Annotated in this window: 14 protein-coding genes; 5 read left to right on the top strand and 9 right to left on the bottom strand. The window is 72.1% G+C overall.

Annotation, left to right across the window (positions count from 1 at the left end; all coding sequences use genetic code 11):
* The first annotated feature begins 46 nt into the window (after positions 1–46).
* On the top strand, positions 47–1366 hold the full coding sequence (locus ACIHCL_RS02230) for a multidrug effflux MFS transporter (RefSeq protein ID WP_399855958.1): 1320 nt from the start codon (positions 47–49) through the stop codon (positions 1364–1366).
* Positions 1367–1615: 249 nt separating this feature from the next.
* Here ACIHCL_RS02230 and ACIHCL_RS02225 read toward each other — a convergent pair whose 3' ends face one another.
* A complete protein-coding gene (locus tag ACIHCL_RS02225) occupies positions 1616–2926 on the bottom strand; it encodes a hypothetical protein (RefSeq protein ID WP_399855956.1) in 1311 nt (436 codons plus the stop codon).
* A gap of 141 nt (positions 2927–3067) precedes the next feature.
* On the opposite strand from ACIHCL_RS02225, the gene ACIHCL_RS02220 reads away from it, so the two are divergent.
* Positions 3068–4066 carry a small ribosomal subunit Rsm22 family protein gene (locus ACIHCL_RS02220; protein ID WP_399855954.1) on the top strand — a complete coding sequence of 333 codons (999 nt, stop codon included), beginning with the start codon at positions 3068–3070 and terminating at the stop codon, positions 4064–4066.
* Positions 4067–4299: 233 nt separating this feature from the next.
* On the opposite strand, the gene ddaH is transcribed toward ACIHCL_RS02220, so the two are convergent.
* Entirely contained in the window at positions 4300–5175 is an 876-nt protein-coding gene (gene ddaH / locus ACIHCL_RS02215; protein WP_399855951.1) for a dimethylargininase, read from the bottom strand.
* Between the two features lie 336 nt (positions 5176–5511).
* On the opposite strand from ddaH, the gene ACIHCL_RS02210 reads away from it, so the two are divergent.
* Positions 5512–6258 carry a bifunctional DNA primase/polymerase gene (locus ACIHCL_RS02210; protein ID WP_399855949.1) on the top strand — a complete coding sequence of 249 codons (747 nt, stop codon included), beginning with the start codon at positions 5512–5514 and terminating at the stop codon, positions 6256–6258.
* Positions 6259–6452: 194 nt separating this feature from the next.
* Here ACIHCL_RS02210 and ACIHCL_RS02205 read toward each other — a convergent pair whose 3' ends face one another.
* The 7 genes from ACIHCL_RS02205 to ACIHCL_RS02175 form a co-directional block, all read right to left on the bottom strand.
* Positions 6453–7385: a hypothetical protein gene (locus tag ACIHCL_RS02205; RefSeq protein ID WP_399855947.1), complete on the bottom strand. Its 933-nt coding sequence runs from the start codon at positions 7383–7385 to the stop codon at positions 6453–6455.
* Complete coding sequence (efeU, locus tag ACIHCL_RS02200; RefSeq protein ID WP_399855945.1) at positions 7318–8292, bottom strand: iron uptake transporter permease EfeU; 975 nt, start codon at positions 8290–8292, stop codon at positions 7318–7320. The genes ACIHCL_RS02205 and efeU overlap by 68 nt, the downstream gene beginning before the upstream one ends.
* An 88-nt stretch (positions 8293–8380) precedes the next feature.
* Positions 8381–9661, bottom strand: coding sequence for an iron uptake transporter deferrochelatase/peroxidase subunit (efeB, locus tag ACIHCL_RS02195; protein WP_399855942.1), 1281 nt, complete (start codon positions 9659–9661; stop codon positions 8381–8383).
* 37 nt (positions 9662–9698) lie between these two features.
* Positions 9699–10835 (bottom strand): iron uptake system protein EfeO, encoded by a 1137-nt coding sequence (efeO, locus tag ACIHCL_RS02190; protein WP_399855939.1) that lies wholly within the window; start codon positions 10833–10835, stop codon positions 9699–9701.
* Between the two features lie 227 nt (positions 10836–11062).
* Positions 11063–11920, bottom strand: coding sequence for a heme ABC transporter ATP-binding protein (locus ACIHCL_RS02185; RefSeq protein WP_399855936.1), 858 nt, complete (start codon positions 11918–11920; stop codon positions 11063–11065).
* A 79-nt stretch (positions 11921–11999) separates the two neighbouring features.
* The gene (locus tag ACIHCL_RS02180; protein ID WP_399855934.1) at positions 12000–13136 is read right to left on the bottom strand and encodes a FecCD family ABC transporter permease; all 1137 of its coding nucleotides are present in this window, start codon (positions 13134–13136) and stop codon (positions 12000–12002) included.
* Positions 13133–14242, bottom strand: coding sequence for a hemin ABC transporter substrate-binding protein (locus tag ACIHCL_RS02175; RefSeq protein WP_399857104.1), 1110 nt, complete (start codon positions 14240–14242; stop codon positions 13133–13135). The genes ACIHCL_RS02180 and ACIHCL_RS02175 overlap by 4 nt, the downstream gene beginning before the upstream one ends.
* A 136-nt stretch (positions 14243–14378) precedes the next feature.
* On the opposite strand from ACIHCL_RS02175, the gene ACIHCL_RS02170 reads away from it, so the two are divergent.
* Both ACIHCL_RS02170 and ACIHCL_RS02165 read left to right on the top strand, forming a co-directional pair.
* Entirely contained in the window at positions 14379–15821 is a 1443-nt protein-coding gene (locus tag ACIHCL_RS02170) for an HtaA domain-containing protein (protein ID WP_399855931.1), read from the top strand.
* A 51-nt stretch (positions 15822–15872) separates the two neighbouring features.
* Complete coding sequence (locus ACIHCL_RS02165; RefSeq protein WP_399855928.1) at positions 15873–17459, top strand: HtaA domain-containing protein; 1587 nt, start codon at positions 15873–15875, stop codon at positions 17457–17459.
* Positions 17460–17742 lie beyond the last annotated feature (283 nt).

Raw genomic sequence — 17742 nt, 5'->3', positions numbered from 1 at the left:
CAGTGCGGCCGAACTGAGAGCATAGATGTAGATTCAACGACTGGAGATGAGAATGGCGCAGAGCGGAGCGCAACAGGACGACGCGCATATATCGAAGACCGTGGACCGGGCGGGCGAGGCCGCGGCCGAGGGCGGGCCCGTCGGGAGACCGGCCGCGACCGGGGCGGCGCGGCGCGCGGGTCTGCTCGTCACCCTGGTGCTCGGCGGTCTCACCGCGCTGCCGCCGCTCTCCATGGACATGTACCTGCCGGCGTTGCCCGCGGTCACCGAGTCCCTGCACGCATCCGCCGCGACCGTCCAGCTCACCCTCACCGCCTGCCTCACCGGCATGGCGCTCGGGCAGGTCGTCGTCGGACCGCTGAGCGACCGCTGGGGGCGGCGCGCGCCGCTGCTCCTCGGCATGGCCGTCTACGTCGTCGCCACCGTGATCTGCGTCTTCGCCCCCACCGCGGAACTCCTCATCGGCTTCCGCCTCGTCCAGGGGCTGGCCGGCGCGGCGGGCATCGTCATCGCCCGCGCCGTGGTGCGCGACCTGTACGACGGCGTGGAGATGGCCAGGTTCTTCTCCACCCTGATGCTGATCTCCGGCGCAGCCCCCGTCGTCGCCCCGCTGATCGGCGGGCAGGTGCTGCGGTTCACCGACTGGCGGGGCATCTTCGCCGTCCTCGCCGTGGTCGGCCTGCTGCTCACCCTGGTCGTCTGGAAGTGGCTGCACGAGACGCTGCCGCCGCAGGACCGGCACACCGGAGGCTTCGCCGACGCGCTGCGCACCATGCGCGGGCTGCTCGCCGACCGGGTCTTCACCGGCTACATGATCGCGGGCAGCCTGGCCTTCGCCGTCCTCTTCTCGTACGTGAGCGCCTCGCCGTTCGTCGTGCAGGAGATCTACGGGGCGTCTCCGCAGACGTTCAGCCTGCTCTTCGGGGTCAACTCGATCGGCCTGGTCGTGGTCGGCCAGATCAACGGCAAGCTGCTGGTCGGCCGGGTCAGCCTGGACAAGGCGCTCGCCTTCGGCCTCTCGGTCATCGTGCTCGCCGCGACCGCGCTGCTGGTCATGACGTCCGGGATCCTCGGGGAGGTGGGCCTGGTCCCGATCGCGGCCGGGCTCTTCGTGCTGATGTCGGCGATGGGGCTCGCGATGCCGAACACCAACGCGCAGGCCCTGATGCGTACGAAGCACGCGGCCGGATCCGCCTCCGCGCTGCTCGGTACGTCGTCGTTCCTGGTCGGTGCCATCGCCTCACCGCTCGTCGGGATCGCGGGCGAGGGCACGGCCGTTCCGATGGCGGTCGTGCAGCTGGTGTGCGGGCTCGGCGCGATGGCGTGCTTCCTGGGGATGTGCCGGCCCTGGCAGCGGACCTCGTAGCAGGGGCCGGTCCCGGCAGGGAGGCGGGCAGACCCGGGACCGGGCTCGCTCCGGCCGTGCCTGCGGACTCGGTTTGGCCGGGGGACGCCCGCCGGCTCCGCGCCGGGTGCGCCGCGCCGCCCCGACCGGGCGGTACGGACCGACGCGGGGCCCGGGAGCGGACCGGCCGATGCGAACCACCGGGCGCGTGGCCCGCGTACGGACCGGCGTGTACGGACCGGCCCCGGGCGGCTGCCGGACCCGTACGGCTCAGCGCGTGCCCGGGTAGCCGAGCAGATGCGGGCGGTCCTTCTCGTCGGTCCAGCGGAACAGCCCCACGCCGTCCGAGGTCACCGCGCCCGGAACCCGCACGTTCGACGGCAGGGCGCCCGTCGAGCCGCTCCTGACCGCCACCGCGACCGGTGCGCCGCCGCCGGCCAGCACGTCCCCCGCGTTGCGCGCGCTCGACGCGCCGTACGCGATGCCCTCGTCGTCCACCGACACCAGGGTCAGCGGCTTCGCGCCGTCCGTGCCCTCGAAGCAGAAGCCCCGCTTCGTGACCACGTCGAAGGCGAGGGGTCCGGCCACCAGGAAGCCACCGGAGGGCGCGGAGACGAGCTGCGGGTACTGGCCCGGCTTTATCGCGGGCTTGCTGCACTCCACCGAGGCGAGGGGCTTGCCCTTCTCCAGGTCGTGCACCGTCCACAGGTCGTGGGTGGCGGCGCGCTTCTCCCCCTTCGCGAGCTGCCACTTCGCCAGCACCAGGCCGCGGATCACCGACGTGGGGATCCCGCTGCGGCGGTCGGTTCCCTTGGGCGCGACATCGCGGCTGAACCAGCCGTCCTGCACCCAGAACTCCTTGGAGCCGCTGACCAGCAGACCCTTCTGCGCCAGCCCGTGCACCTCGGTGAGCTGCTTGCAGGCGGGGCAGTCCTTCGGGTACTTCAACTGGGCGGCGGCGATCTGCGACACCCGGCCGGTCGTCGGGTCGACGACCGCGCTGTTCGTCCGGCCGTCGCTGATGAGAATGCCGGGACCGGTGGAGGAGACCGTCGGAACGGAGCCCCACGGCACCTCGACACGCCGCCGGTTGCCGTCCTCCGCGTTGTAGATGTCCATCGAGACGATCGTGTCGGCCGGGGTCAGCGCGTTCTCGCCGACCTTGCCGTATGCCCACGTCACGAAGTACTCACGGTCGTCCACGGTGGCCGTCAGCAGCCTCGGGAAGCGCTTCGGGGACGGCGGGCGCCAGCTCTCCGCGTGCCAGCCCGACTCACCGGTCTTCGAGTCGATGGTCCGCAGCTGGTACTTGGTGTCCGAAGCCCGTACGAGGTAGGCGAGACGGCCCGTCTCCCGGGAGATCGCGTAGTCGGGCGAGGTACCGACCAACTCCCAGCCGTGCTTCGTCTCGAACGCGGCGGGGACCGTGAGCTGGGTCACCGGCGACGCGCTCGTCCTGACCTGTTTCCCCGACTCGTCGGCCTTCTTCTTCCCGCCGCTGCCACACGTGGCCAGCAGCAGAAGCATGGCAAGCAGGAGCACTCCGCCGACCAGAACCAGGCGCACGATCTTCTGTCTCATGGTGTCCCTCGATGGGCAATCCCGACCTCGCGGCCGTCAGCGTAGCAACACGCGTAGCTCTCGGGGCAGTTCATGAGTACCGCTGTTCTCCGCAGTTTCCGGTCCGTAGGCCGGTTCGTCACCTCCGCCTACAATTCGTCGGTGAACGCCACCCCTTCCACCGCGGAAGCCCTGCGCACGGCACTGGCCGCACTGCTCGACGGACTGCCGCCCAGGCAGGCCGCCCAGGCCGTCGACCGGCTCATCGCCAACTACCGCGGGACCACCCCCACACATGCCCCGGTGCTCCGTGACCGTTCCGATGTGGCGGCCTATGCCGCGTACCGGATGCCCGCGACCTTCGAGGCGGTACGGTCCGCCCTCGACGCGTTCCGGTCGGCCGCCCCGGACTGGGCGCCCGCCACGCACACCGACGTCGGCGGCGGCACCGGAGCGGCGAGCTGGGCCGTGGCCGGTGCCTGGGAGGACGTGCGGACCACCGTGCTGGACTGGGCCGAGCCCGCCCTCGCCCTCGGCCGAGAGCTGGCCGGGGCCTCCGGCATCCCGGCCCTGCGCGCGGCCGAGTGGCGCCGGGAGCGGATCGGCGCGGGCCTCGAACTCGCCCCCGCCGACCTCGTCACCGTCTCCTACGTGCTCAACGAACTGACGGCGGAGGTCCGGGCCGGTCTCGTCGACGCCGTCGCCGCCGCGGCGACGGCGGTCGTGCTCGTCGAGCCGGGCACCCCCGACGGGTACGCCCGGATCATCGAGGCCCGCGACCGACTGGTCGCCGCCGGGCTGACGGTCGCCGCGCCCTGCCCGCACAGCGGCGCCTGCCCCATCGAGCCGGGCACCGACTGGTGCCACTTCTCGGCCAGGGTCAGCCGGTCCTCGCTGCACCGGCAGGTCAAGGGCGGATCGCTGCCGTACGAGGACGAGAAGTTCAGCTACGTCGTGGCGACCCGCTTCGAGACGACGCCCGCCGAGTCGCGTGTCGTCCGCAGGCCCCAGATCCGCAAAGGGCAGGTGCTGCTCGACCTGTGCACCCGCGACGAGGCGCTGCGACGGGCCACGGTCACCAAGCGGCACGGCGAGCTCTACCGGACGGCCCGGGACGTCGGGTGGGGCGACGCGTGGCCGCCGGACGGGCGGGACGCCTGAAGCCGGGCGCTGGGCCGCCGGGCGTCGGCCCACCGCCGCCCGGCGGCCTGCTCCGTGCGCCCTGGCTCCCGCGCCGTCCCGGGCGTCTTCCCGGGGCGTGTTTCGAAAGTCCCGTCCGGCCCGTCGGGCGAACGACGCTCCTTTCGAAACACGCCCCGGCCGCTGCGTGCCTCCCGTACGGTTCCGCGCCGCGCCTCGTGCGGCTCCCGCACCGCCCCGGGCGGCTTCCCGCGCTACCCGCCGCGCAGCTCCTGCGTGCAGCACTTCACGCTGCCGCCGCCCTTGAGCAGTTCGCCCAGATCCATCGGCACCGGCACGAAGCCGCGCTCCCGCAAGGGATCGAAGAGCCCCGTCGCGGCCTGCGGCAGCAGCACGTGCAACCCGTCGCTCACCGCGTTCAGGCCGAGCGCCGCCGCGTCCGCCTCCTCGGCGATCAGCGCGTCGGGGAAGAGCCGCGCCAGCACCGCCCGGCTGCCGGGGGAGAAGGCGCCCGGGTAGTACATGATCTCGTCGCCCGCCTCGTCGAGCACGGACAGGGCCGTGTCCAGGTGGTAGTAGCGCGGATCCACCAGATCGAGGCCGATCACCGGGCGCCCCAGGAACTCCTGGGCCTCGCCGTGCGACAGCGGACTGGACCGGAAGCCCCGCCCGGCCAGCAGGTACGACGCGGTGACCGCGAAGTCGCCCTCGCCCTCGTTGACGTGGGCCGGCTCGTGGATCTCGGTGAAGCCCTCGGCCCGGAACCACTCGCGATGGGCGGCGGCCTCCTCGTGCCGTTCCCGGTAGGCGAACCGGGCGCCCAGCACCCGGCCGTCGACGACGGTGGCGCCGTTGGCGGCGAACACCATGTCGGGCAGGCCGGGGCGGGGCGTCAGTAGTTCCACCGTATGGCCCAGAGCGCGGTAGCGGTCCCGCAGGTCCTCCCACTGGGCCTGGGCCAGCCGGAGGTCCACGGGCTTGCCGGGGTCCATCCACGGGTTGATGGAGTACGTCACCTGGAAGTGGGCCGGAGGGCACATCAGGTAACGGCGGGGCGTGGCCCGACGGCCGGGGGCGTGGCGCGGAGCGCCCCGGTGGGGGGTGGGGGTGGCCTGGTGGTCCGTGGGCAATGAAGGCTCCTCTACGCGTCGCAGGGGTCGCTTGCCGGGTACGTCGCACGGGTGAGTGCGTGAGCCCATGGTCCGCTTTCCTGGGGCGGTGCGCAGTGATCCGATCGGGTGGTTCCGCATGGCCGCCGCCGCGTACGCCTATCGGGCCGCCGACCGCGCCCCGCATGGGCCGGAAGCGGCCAGGACGCCGTGAGATGCACCCGTCATTTCATGACAAAAACCTCCAAAGAGGCAGGTTTCTCATGGCGTCTCCCGTACCCCGCTTCGGAACTCCGGCCACCCGGGGCGCAGGATGGTGCGACGATGGGCAGACGCAATACCGAGGTGAGGGGATAGATGGGCGCCGATTTCGGCCGTGGTCGCGGCTCAGCGAGCAGGATTTCCCAATGGCTCCGCCGCCGGCCCAAACCAGAGCAGAGCGAGGCCGACGACACAGCCAGGGAGGCGCTGCTCCTGGCCGTCGCCGACGCCGGAATGCCGATCGCGCCCGCGGCCCACCCGGTCGGCTACCGATGTTCCTGTGAACGCATCGGCTGCCCCACCCCCGCCCGGCACCCCATCTCCTTCGCCTGGCAGACCCAGGCCACCACCGATCGTGCCCAGATCGAACGCTGGGCCCGCAATCAGCCGCAGGCCAACTTCATCACCGCGACCGGCATGATCCACGACGTGCTCGACGTGCCGCTGTCCGCGGGGGAGCAGGCCCTGGAGCGGCTTCTCGCGGCGGGTGTCGAGATCGGTCCCGTCGCCCGGTCCGGCGACGACCGGATGCTGTTCTTCACCGCGACCCGGGGCACCCCCGAGGACGAGGACGAGTGGTGGCCCTGCGAGCTGGACTGCCACCCCGAGACCATGGACGAGCATCCGGGGCTGCGCTGGCACTGCCGGGGCAGCTATGTCCTCCTGCCGCCCGCCATGCTTCCCGGGGAGCTGGACGTGCGGTGGGTACGCGGTCCGGAGCATCCGCTGCCCGATCCGCTCACGCTGCTGGAAACGCTCACCGACGCCTGCGCCCAGTACGCGGACGCGGTGGACCAGAACGAACTCGATCACGGCTCGGTGGCCTGGCCACTGAGCCGTTAGCGTTCCCGCCGCCGGACCCGGACCCGGACCCGTTCGCCGGGTCCGCAGCCGGCCCCGGATACGCCGTACCGTGCGACCGGGCCCCGCGAACCGTCGCGTCAGGGGCGGCCGGGCACGGTCCGGGCGGCGCGTACGGGCCGCCGGACCCCTACCGCCTGTGGGGCGGGTACGGCGAGGCCGCCGGAACCCGTCCGTCAGGATCCCTTCGCCGCCGTCAGACCCGGCAGCCGGTTCAGCACGACCACCTTGCCGTCGCCCGTGCCCTTCTTCGGCACGTACACCAGCTGGCTGGACACCCGCTCCTTGGTGAGGGTCGACTTCACCTCGCCCGTCAGCAGCGCCTCCACGTCCGCGTTGAGCGCAGGACGCAGCCCCTTCGCGGCCGTCTGCCGTTCGAAGTGCTTGCTGCTGAAGAAGACCAGCGCCCCGCCGTCGTCCGTCTCCAGACCCAGCGGGGCGAACGTGCCGGTGTCCAGCGGCTGGTCGACGTACTGGTACGAGAAGCCGGGGCGCCGGGTCGTGCGACGCGCCTCGCGCCAGGCCGAGGTGGCGTCACCGGGGGCGAAGACGTCCGGGGCGCCCTTCTCCAGGTACTCCGTGTACTGGGTGCTCAAGTCCTCCGGTGCCACGGCCAGTTCGGTGCTGTCCGCGGCCACCGGCCGGGCGCGGCCGTCGTCGTCCTTCGCGAAGCGGGGCAGCCGCGCCGACGGGACCACCGCCAGGTAGGAGGTCCGCCACCCCGCGTCGGGGCCGGACTTGACGAAGACGAGCAGCCAGCGGGTGTCCAGCTTCGCGCCGTCCCGGTCGCGGTTGGAGTCCGTGTCCGCGACGAACCAGCGCGGCCAGCCGGCCTTCTTCGGGATGAGGTAGGTGGCGTCGTTCAGTTCCAGCGGCACATGACGGGCATTGCCGTCCGGGTTGTTCTTCCGGCGTGCCTTCAGCCCGGCCTGGTTGATCGCGCCCAGCGGGCCGGCGACCCGGTCCGCGTCGAGGGCCGGGTCGTACGCCTTGTCCGCCGCGTTGTACGCGTCGGTGAAGTCCTTCAGGGCCTGTGCGGCCTCAGCCCTGGTTGCCGCCGGTACCACTGCCAGCTCGCCGTGCACCGTCACGCACCCGCTCGCCGTCACGCACAGCACCGTCGCCGCTGCCGTGAGCCCCGCCGTCCGCCGAATCGGCCCCAGACTTCTCATCCGTTGCTTTCCGCGCCTTCTGATCCGTCGCCCGCACTGACCGTCCGAACCCTACCGGGGCGAGGAACAGGGCGAGTGTGGGGATCAGATACCCCAGCCACACGACGAGTTGGAGAACGGTCGGATCCGGCTGGAAGTTGAACGTGCCCTTCAGCAGCGTGCCGTACCAGCTGTCCGGCGGAATGGCGCCGCTGACGTCGAACGCGAGGTTGTGCAGGCCCCCGAGGAACTCGGCCTCCTGCAGGTCGTGGACCCCGTATGCGAGAACGCCCGCGGCGACGACCACCAGCATGCCGCCGGTCCAGGTGAAGAACTTCGACAGGTTGATCCGCAGCGCACCCCGGTAGAACAGCCACCCCAGCACGACCGCGGCCCCGATCCCGAGGAAGGCGCCGATCATCGGGTGCCAGCCGTCGTCCGCCGCATGCACCGCGCGCCACACGAACAGCGAGGTCTCCAGGCCCTCCCGGCCCACCGCGAGGAGCGCCGTGGCCACCAGCGCGCCGGTCCCCATCGCGAGTGCCGTGTCCAGCTTGCCGTGCAGCTCGGTCTTCAGGTGCCGGGCGGTGCGCCGCATCCAGAACACCATCCAGGTGACCAGGCCCACCGAGATGATCGACAGCGAACCGCCGAGCGCCTCCTGGGCCTTGAACGTCATCTCCTGCGAGCCGAACTCGAGGCCCGCGCCGAACGCCAGGCTGATGAAGACCGCGATGCCGACGCCGATCCAGATCGGCACCAGCTTGTCCCTGTTGCCGGTCTTCACCAGGTAGGCGATGAGGATGCAGACGACCAGGCTGGCCTCGAGGCCCTCGCGCAGGCCGATCAGAAAATTGCTGAACACGTCTCGGTTCTCCTGTTCCGCTGTTCCGCTCCGGGTCCCGTCACGGGATCCGCTTCGAGTCCCGTGACGGACCCCGGTCCGGGTCCCGTCACGAGAACAGCGCCCGGCCCCACCAGTCGTCCTTGTCGCGGACGCCCGGCGGGACGGCGAAGTGTGCCGAACCCACGTGCTGGATGTACTCGTTGAGCGCGTCGTGCCCCGCCAAGCGGCGCTGCACGGGGATGAACCCCTTGCGGCTGTCGCGCTGGTACGCGATGAAGAACAGCCCGGCGTCGAGGCGGCCGAGGCCGTCCGTGCCGTCGGTGAACGAGTATCCGCGGCGCAGCATCGCCGCACCGTCGTTGCTGTCCGGGTGGGCGAGCCGCACATGGGCGGTCGGCAGCATCGCCTTCAGGAACGGCTCGTCGTGCTCCTTGGACTTGCCGACCGGGGCGCCCTCGCCCTTGTCGCGGCCGAAGATGTCCTCCTGCTCCTGGAGCGGGGCCCGGTCCCAGGTCTCGATGTGCATCCGGATGCGCCGGGCCACCAGGTACGAACCCCCGGCCATCCAGCCCGTGTCGTCGTCCTTCTCGCCGACCCACACGTGCTGGTCGAGGGCGGCGGTGTCGGTGCCGGAGATGTTCCGGGTGCCGTCCTTGAAGCCCATCATGTTGCGCGGGGTCTGGGCGTCGGGCGTGGTCGAGGACGTCTTGCCGAAACCGAGCTGGGACCAGCGGATCGCGGTGCGGCCCATGCCGATCCTGGCCAGGTTGCGGATGGCGTGCACCGCCACCTGCGGGTCGTCCGCGCACGCCTGGACGCACAGATCGCCGCCGCTGCGGGCCGGATCGAGGTTGTCGCCGGAGAACTTCGGCAGGTCGACGAGCGCCTCGGGGCGCTTGTCCTCCAGGCCGAAACGTCCCTTGGCGAAGAGCGAGGGGCCGAAGCCGATGGTGAGCGTGAGCCGGGACGGCTTGAGCCCCAGGGCCTCACCGGTGTCGTCCGGCGGGGCCTCGGCGGGGCCGCCGTACGCGCCGTCGCCGACCGCGTGACCGGCGGCCATCCGCTCGGCGGCCCGGGTCCACTCCTTGAGCAGCGTGACCAGTTCGGCGCGGTCCTTCGTCGTCACGTCGAACGCGGCGAAGTGCAGCCGGTCCTGGACGGCGGTGGCGATGCCGGCCTGGTGCTCCCCGTGGAACGGTACGGCCGCGCCGCTGTCGGCGGCCGGCACCGCGTCGCTCCCCGGCCGGATCGCGGCCATCGCGCCGCCCGCCGCGACCGCCCCCAGCGCCAGCCCGGCGCCGCCCCAGCCGAGCAGGGCCCGGCGGGACGGGGCGGGCCCCGCCGAGGCCGTCCCGGTGCCTTCGTCGCTCCGCTTCTGATCCGACATCCCGGTCACTCCTGTCCGCTCCCGCTTCTGCCCGCCGTTACTTCGTCACCGCAGCGGCCAGCCGGGACAGCGGCTCGGCCAGCGCGTTCACCGCGTCCGACAGCTCCTTGCGGTCCGCCTTGCCGACCTTGTCGTACGAGGTGAACTCGTACGAGGACTTGTCCTCGCGGTACTTGTCCAGCAGCGTGTTCAGCGCGGCGAACTGCTTGTCCAGCGACGTCGTCAGCGCCGGGTCGTTCTTCGAGGCGATCGGCTTCAGCAGCTTGTAGGACATCTCGGCGCCCTCGACGTTGGCCTTGAAGTCGACCAGGTCGGTGTGGCTGTAGCGCTCCTCCTCACCGGTGACCTTGCCGGTGGCGACCTCGTCCAGGAGCTCCTTGGCGCCGTTGGCCATCGAGGTCGGGGTGATGTCCGCGGTGCCGACCCGCTTCTGCCAGTCGACCAGGTCCTTGTAGAGGACCGGGGCCAGCGCCTTCTCCTCGGCACCCAGCTTCTTGTCCTGCCACAGTGCCTTCTCCAGGCGGTGCCAGCCGGTCCACTTCTGACCGTCCTCCAGGCCGTCCTCGCGGACATCGACCTTCGGGTCGATGTCGCCGAACGACTCGGCGACCGGCTCGGTGCGCTCCCAGCCCAGCCGCGAGTCGGCGTAGAGCTTCTTGGCGGTCTCGATGTCACCGGCGGCGACGGCGTCCGTGAACTTCTTGGCCTTCGGCAGCGTCGCGTCGGCCTGGGCCTGGACATAGGTGCGGTACTCGGCGACGGCCTTGTCCATCTCGGGGCTGCGCTTGGCCGCGTTGGCGCCGGTGACCTCGATCTTCTGCCGGATGCCGTGGCCCTTCATGCCCGGCTTGCAGGCGATCTCGTACGAACCGGCCTTGATCTCGGCCGTGATGTTCGCCTTGGTGCCGGGGCCGATGTTCTCGCGCTCGGCGACGATGCGGTCGTCGGGGAACAGGATGTAGACCTCGGTGACCTTGGAACCCTTGTTCTGCACGGCCAGTTCGACGTGGCCGGCCGGGACCTCCGTCTTCGACACCTCGCAGGCGTCGTCCTTCGCGACGACCTGTACGGCACCTTCGCCCTTGCCGTCGCTCTTCTGCGCACAACCCGTGACGGCGGTCAGAGCTGCGACGCCGGCGGCAGCGGTGACGACGGAGAGACGAACGGCTCGCATACGAGGCTCCACAGAGGATGAAGATGAAGTCGAGAACAACGGGCAAAGTCAGGTGAGGCAGACCTAACTTAATCGAGGCTTACCTGACCGGTACCCGCCTGAGCCGTGATTCACCTCTCACCTTGAACCCCATGGATACGATCGGATCACGGCTCCCCCATGGATGCTCCTCGGAACGGTCAAGCGACGGTCAAGGCGCGCGCTCGCCGGGGATCACGGGACAGCCCTCAGTCCGCGCCCACCGCTCCCGTCGAGCGGTGCGGTACGACGAGCGGCACTCCGGTCCGCGGATGAGGGAACACCTCGACCGGCTGCCGGTAGACCTCGCCGAGCAGCTCACCGGTGAAGACCTCGGCGGGCGGGCCCGCCACCGCGATCCGGCCGCCGTGCAGCACGGCCGCCCGGTCCGCGTAGGCCGCCGCCAGGCCCAGATCGTGCAGCACCACGACGACCGCGTCCCCGGCCGCCGCCCGCTCCCGGCAGATCCTCAGCACCAGTTCCTGGTGGCGCAGATCGAGCGCGGCGGTGGGTTCGTCGAGCAGCAGCAACGGGGCGCGCTGCGCCAGCACCCGGGCCAGCGCGACCCGGGCCCGTTCCCCGCCGGACAGCGCGGAGAAGGGGCGTGCGGCGAACTCGGCGACCTCGGTGGCCGCCATCGCCGCGGCGACGGCCGGATCGTCCTCGTCCTCCCGTTCCGTCCCGGCCCACGGTGCGCGGCCCATCCGGACCACGTCCGCCACCGGGAACGGGAACGACAACGCGGCGGTCTGCGGCAGCACCGCTCGTCGCAGGGCCAGTTCGGCGGGCGACCAGTCGGTCACCGGACGCCCGTCGATCCGTACCTCGCCGCTCTCCGCGGGCAGGTCGGCGGACAGCGCCGCCAGCAGCGTCGACTTCCCGGCCCCGTTGGGCCCGACCAGTGCCACCACCTCGCCCGCGTGCGCGGTCAGATCGATGGAGTCGAGCACCGACCGCTGCCCCAGCCGCACCCGCAGCTCGTGCGCCTCGATGGCGGGGGCGCCGGGGGAGAGGGCAGCGGGCAGCCGTCGGCTCCGCGTCCGGAACGGATTCCTCAGTGTCCTCATGCCCATGTCCTCGCAGGTGACGTACTCCTCGGCGCGTCCGCGCCCGGCCTGGCCGCCCGCGACGGGCCGATCGGCGTGCTCATGCCCAACCGCCCTGCTTGCGCCGGGTCCTGCGCAGCAGCCAGAAGAAGAACGGGCTGCCGAAGAGCGCGGTCAGCACGCCGAGCGGCAACTCGGCGGGATCGGCCACGGTGCGGGCCGCGAGATCACCCGCCACCAGGACGAGGGCCCCGCCCAGGGCGCTGCCGGGGATGAGGAAGCGGTGCCCCGGACCGTTGGCCATCCGCAGCAGGTGCGGCACCAGCAGACCCACGAACGAGATGATCCCGGAGACGGCCACCGCCGCGGCCGTCAGCAGCGCCACCACCAGCACGAGCACGATCCGCAGCCGCTCCACGTCGACCCCCAGATGCCGGGCGGGCCGCTCGCCCAGTGCGAGGAGGTCCAGCTTGCGGGCGTAGAACGGTGCGACGAGCAGCCCCAGCACCGCGCACGGCAGCACGGCGAGCACCTTGGGCCAGGTCGCCTGGGCCAGCGAACCCAACTGCCAGAAGGTGATCTGTGAGATCTGCGCGTTGTCGGCGAAGAAGATGGACAGCCCGATCAGCGCCCCCGCGAAGGCGTTGACGGCGATCCCGGTGAGGATCAGCGTGACGACCTCGGTGCGCCCGCCCGTCCGCGACAGCGTGTAGACCAGCAGCACCGTCGCGAGGCCGGCGGCGAACGCGCACACGGTCACGGTCCAGTTGCCGAAGAAGGTCAGCCCGAGCGCGATCGAGGCGACCGCGCCGACCGCCGCACCGGAGGAGATGCCGATCACCGCGGGTTCCGCGAGCGGGTTGCCGAACACGCCCTGCATCAGGGCGCCCGCGCAGCCCAGCGAAGCCCCGACGAGCAGGGCGAGGACGACCCTCGGCAGCCGCACGTTCCACAGCACGCTCTCGCCGACCCGGTCCAGCGCCGCACCGCCGAGCCCGAGCCGGTGCTGGACGGACCCGAGGACGTCGCCGAGCGGGATGTTGTACGCGCCGAGCCCGGCGGACAGCAGACAGCACACCAGGAGGGCGGCGACCAGACCGACGGTCAGGAGGAAGGCGGTGGAGCGCCGGGAGCCCGAAGCGCGCGGCCCGGTGCCCTCCGGTGCCGGGGCCTCGGCGGCCGGGGGACCGGTGTCCGCCCGCCGGGTGCCGGCGCGTTCCTCGTACGAGGTCGTCACTTGGCCGCCCCGCCCTTCGGGTGGAGCTGTGCGATCAAACCGTCGAGCACCTGGTCGGTGCGCGGCCCGTAGTTCAGCAGCACTCCGTCGTCGATGGAGACGATCCGCCGGTCCAGCCCGGCCGGGGTCTCGGCGACGCCCGGGATCTTCACCAGGCCGTCGACACCGCCCACCGACGCGAGTCCCTTGCTCATCACCAGGATGGCATCGGGCGCCGCCTTGGCGAGCGCCTCGCTGGTGATGGGGGTGAAGTCCTTCTTCAGGCCGGACTCCTTGCCCGCGTCGACGCCTCCGGCCGCCTCGATGAGTGAACCCGCCCCCGACTCCCGGCCGCCGAGCAGATAGACGGAGGCGGAGCCGCGCAGGTAGAGGAAGGCCACCCGGGGCTTCTTGCCGTCGTCGGCGGGCACGGACTTCTTCGCGGCCTCGATGCGGGACCGGGTGCGGGCGTCGAGCGCGGCGCCCGCGTCCGGTACGCCCAGGGCCGCCGACACGGTCTCGATCCGGCGGCCGACATCGGTGAGTTCCTTGGCCGGGTCGACCACCAGGAGCGGGACTCCGGCGTCGCGGATCTGCTCGATGGCCTCGGCCGGGCCGGTGGTGGTCTCCGCGAGGACCACGGTGGGCCTCAGTGAGAGCATGCTCTCCGCCGAGACGTCATGAGCCCGGGTCACGACCGGGAGCTTCGCCGCCTGTTCGAAGGTGGTGGTGATGTCCCGGGCCACCACCCGCTCGCCGAGGCCGAGCGTGAAGACGATCTCGCTCAGACCACCCGTCAGCGGCACGATGCGGTCGGCCGAGGTGACGGTGACCTCCATCCCGTCGGCAGACTTCACGGTGACGGGCAGTCGGGGCTTCGGCGCGTCGGCCAACGGCTCGACCCGGTCGGCCGCGGCCTTCGCGGAGGCCGGGGACTTCGCGGCGGGAGTCCCGGCGTCCGAGCCGCCGCAGCCGGCCAGGAGCAGGGCCAGGGCGAGGACCGCCGTCAGGGCGCCGAGCGGTCCGCGCGGCCGGCCGGGGGCGGCAGGACCGCCGGGTCCGGGACGTCCGCGTCCCGGTCGCCGGGTGCGCCGTCCCGGTGGGGCGAAGTCCTGCGAGAAGCGCACTGGGGCACCGTCCTGTCGTTCCGCCATGCGTAGTTGGCCATGGTTCGCGCGTGATGCGGTGGAAGGGGGTACCACCACACGATCTGCATATCTTAGGTTAGCCTTACCTCGCTCGATAGATCTCGGAGGGGTCCTCATGCTGTCGTCCCGATCTGCCCGCGTGCCCGGACGGGCGCTCGCGGTCGCGCTGTTCGCGGCGCTGCTCGGAGCCCTGCTCCCGGCCACCGCCGCACAGGCCGCAAGCCGTACGGTGCAGGGCGGACGGCTGGACTGGGGCATCAAGTCGTCGTTCCAGAGCTATGTCACCGGACCCGTCGCGAACGGGGGTGTGATCGTGCACAGCGGCGTCTCCACGGTCGGCAACGAGTTCCGCTTCCACTCCGCCGCCGGTTCCTACGACCCGGCGACCGGCGCCTTCACTGCGGGTTTCTCCGGCGGGGTCCGCTTCGTCGGCCACGGGAAGGACGACGGCAGCAACGAACTGGACCTCTCCATCAGTCGTCCCACCGTCCGGATCACGGGCGGCCGGGGCACGGTCCTCGCCGACATGGTCAGCAAGGAGCGGGGCAGCGGCCGGGTCGCGTCCACCGCGCAGGTGCCGCTCGCCACGCTCAACCTGTCCGGAATCGACATGCGGGGCGGTACCACCCCCATCGCCCTCACCGGCATCCCGGCGACGCTGACGCCGCAGGGCGCGAAGGCGTTCGCCGGCTACTACACGGCCGGCACGCCGCTCGACCCGATCAGCCTCTCCGTGGACACCACCGCACCCGCGGGGAAGCCGGATGCGGCCGCCTCCCCGGAGAAGACCGCAGGGAAGTCCGCCGACCCGAAGAAGGACAAGAAGGACGGGAAGGGCGAGAAGGCCGCTGGACGTGTCGAGGACGCCGCCGTCGACTGGGGCGTGCGCCGCACCTTCCGCGAGTACGTCACCGGCTCCGTCGGCAAGGGCAAGTGGACGCTCGCCGACGGAGCCCGGGACGGTGGCGCGCTCTTCCGCTTCCCGAAGGGCAAGGGCACGTACGACCCCAAGAAGCAGAGCCTGGACGCACGGTTCGCGGGCAGCGTCCGCTTCACCGGGGCCGAGGGGCTGGACCTGGAATTCTCGGCGGTCGCGGTCCGGGTGAAGGACGGCAAGGGCACGCTCGTGGCCGACGTGCTGAGCGGCGGAGACCGGAAGAAGGCCGTGCCGCTGGTCACCTTCGCCGCGAAGGACTTCGTGCCGAAGAACGGCCTCGCCGTCGTCACCGAGGCCCCCGCCACCCTCACTGCCGACGGAGCCGAGGCGTTCGGCTCGCTCTACCGGGCGGGCACCGGGATGGACCCGGTCTCCCTGGCCGTCGCCGTCGACCGCGACGCCGAACTCCCCGCCCTGCCCGACCTGGGCAGCGACACCGCCCCGTCGCCCTTGCCGACGGAGCAGACCACGACCACCACCGCGTCCGCGCCGGATACCGGTTCCGGCTCGGGCTCCCGCACCGGGCTGTACGTCGGCGCCGGAGGCGCGGGCGTCCTGGCCGTCGCGGCCGGTGCGCTGTACCTCGCCCGCCGCCGCGGCGCCTCACGGCCCGGCAACTGAAACCCCCTCTTCCGCCACCCCCGTACCGCACCCCCGAGGAGACCACCCGCCATGGCAGCCACCCGCCGCCCTATAACCCTCGCCGCCGCCGTCGCCACGGCGGCAGCCCTCGGCGCGACCGCCTTCGCGCTTCCGGCACTCGCCGCCGACGACACCACCCCCGGCCGGGCGGGCGCCGGGGCGCCCACGCTGGACCTGAAGGACGGCACGCTGGAGTGGGGCGTCAAGGGGTCCTTCCGCACGTACCTGTCCTCGCCGTTCGCCGGCGGGAAGATCACCGTCAAGGACGGGGCCGTCCAGGCGCCGGACAACGGCGTCTTCACCTTCGTCAACGGCAAGGGCACCTACGACACGGCCACGCACGCCACCGCCACCGCCTTCGAGGGCGGGGTCCACTTCTACGCCCACAGCGGCGCCCTCGACATCACGCTGTCGGACGTGAAGCTCTCCACCACCCGTACCGGCGGGTCGATCACCGCCGACGTCACGGGCCCGGAAGGCACCCGTGACGACGTGGAGTTCGCCTCCCTCGACCTGACGGGGGTGAAGCCCGGACAGGGCGAGGGCGGCGCGATGGTCTTCAAGGACATCCCGGCGACGCTGACGAAGGCGGGCTCCGAGGCGTTCAACGGCCAGTACAAGGAGGGCGACGCGCTCGACCCGGCGACGCTCTCGGTGAAGGCCGGCGCCGCCCCGACCACGGAGCCCACCACCGGGCCCACCAAGGAGCCCACCACCGGGCCCACCAAGGAGCCGACCACCGGGCCTACCAAGGAACCCACGGCCCAGCCGACCGGCAAGCCCACCTCATCCGCCTCCCCGTCGGCCACCGCCACCGACAAGCCGGCCGCCGAGCCCGGCGCGATCGTCGACGGCACCCTGGACTGGGGCGTCAAGCAGTCGTTCCGCTCGTACGTCACCGGCCCCATCGCGGACGGCAAGGTCGAGACGACGGGCGGTGCCACCGCCTCCGGCGACGGCTATCGGTTCCCCGACGCCACCGGCCGCTTCGACGCCGCGAAGCAGACCCTGAACGCCGGGTTCGACGGCAAGGTCCGCTTCCTGGGGCACAAGGAGAACGGCGCTTACACCCTGGACCTCTCGCTCACCAACATGGAGGTCCAGGTGAGCGGTGGCAAGGGCAGGCTGATCGCGGACGTCTCCACCAAGGACCGCGAGACCAAGAAGGTCTCCGTCTACACCGGCCTGGCCATCGCCGACCTGAAGCTGCCGAAGGGCGAACTCGCCGCCAAGGACGGCGTGGTGACCCTCACCGCCGTGCCGGCGACCCTCACTGCCGACGGCACCAAGGCGTTCGGCGGCATGTACCGCACGGGCGATCAGCTCGACGCCCTGACCGTCGCGGTCGCGCTGGACAAGGACGCCGAACTCCCCGGTGCCCCGGGCGGCTCCGGCGGTACGACCGGCTCCACCGGTTCCACGGGCCTGGCCGGGGGCTCCGTGTCCCTCGGGGGCGGCAGCGTGGGCGGTGGCTCCGTCGGCGGTTCGGTCGGCGGCTCCGGCTCTCTCGCGTCCACCGGCTCCGACCTCCCGGCCGGCGCCCTGATCGCCGGTGCGGGCCTCGTCGTGGCGACCGGTGCGGGCGTCGTCCTCGCCGCCCGTCGCCGTACCGCCTGACCACCGCGGCACGGCGTCCGAGCACACCGTCCCGAGCACACCGCCCGGGTGACGGCCGGTCCAACGGCCGCCACCCGGGCGGTGGCGGTGTGTCTGTGTGCCGGTGTACCGGAAACGGGAGCGGCGCGGCCGACGGCACCGACCATCACCACGGTCGGTGCCGTCGGCCGCGCCGAGGCCCTGTGCGGACGGGCCGACGCCGCGACTGGAAGGCGTGCCGGGAAGCCCGCGTCCGTCCGGGGTGGTGCAACGCACGGCGGCGCACCACCCGCGTACCGGATGT

This window comes from Streptomyces sp. NPDC052042 (assembly GCF_044548345.1).
In the GTDB taxonomy this organism is placed as follows: domain Bacteria; phylum Actinomycetota; class Actinomycetes; order Streptomycetales; family Streptomycetaceae; genus Streptomyces.
Note: the sequence above shows the minus strand (reverse complement) of the source record. Positions and strands in the feature narration are given on the sequence as shown.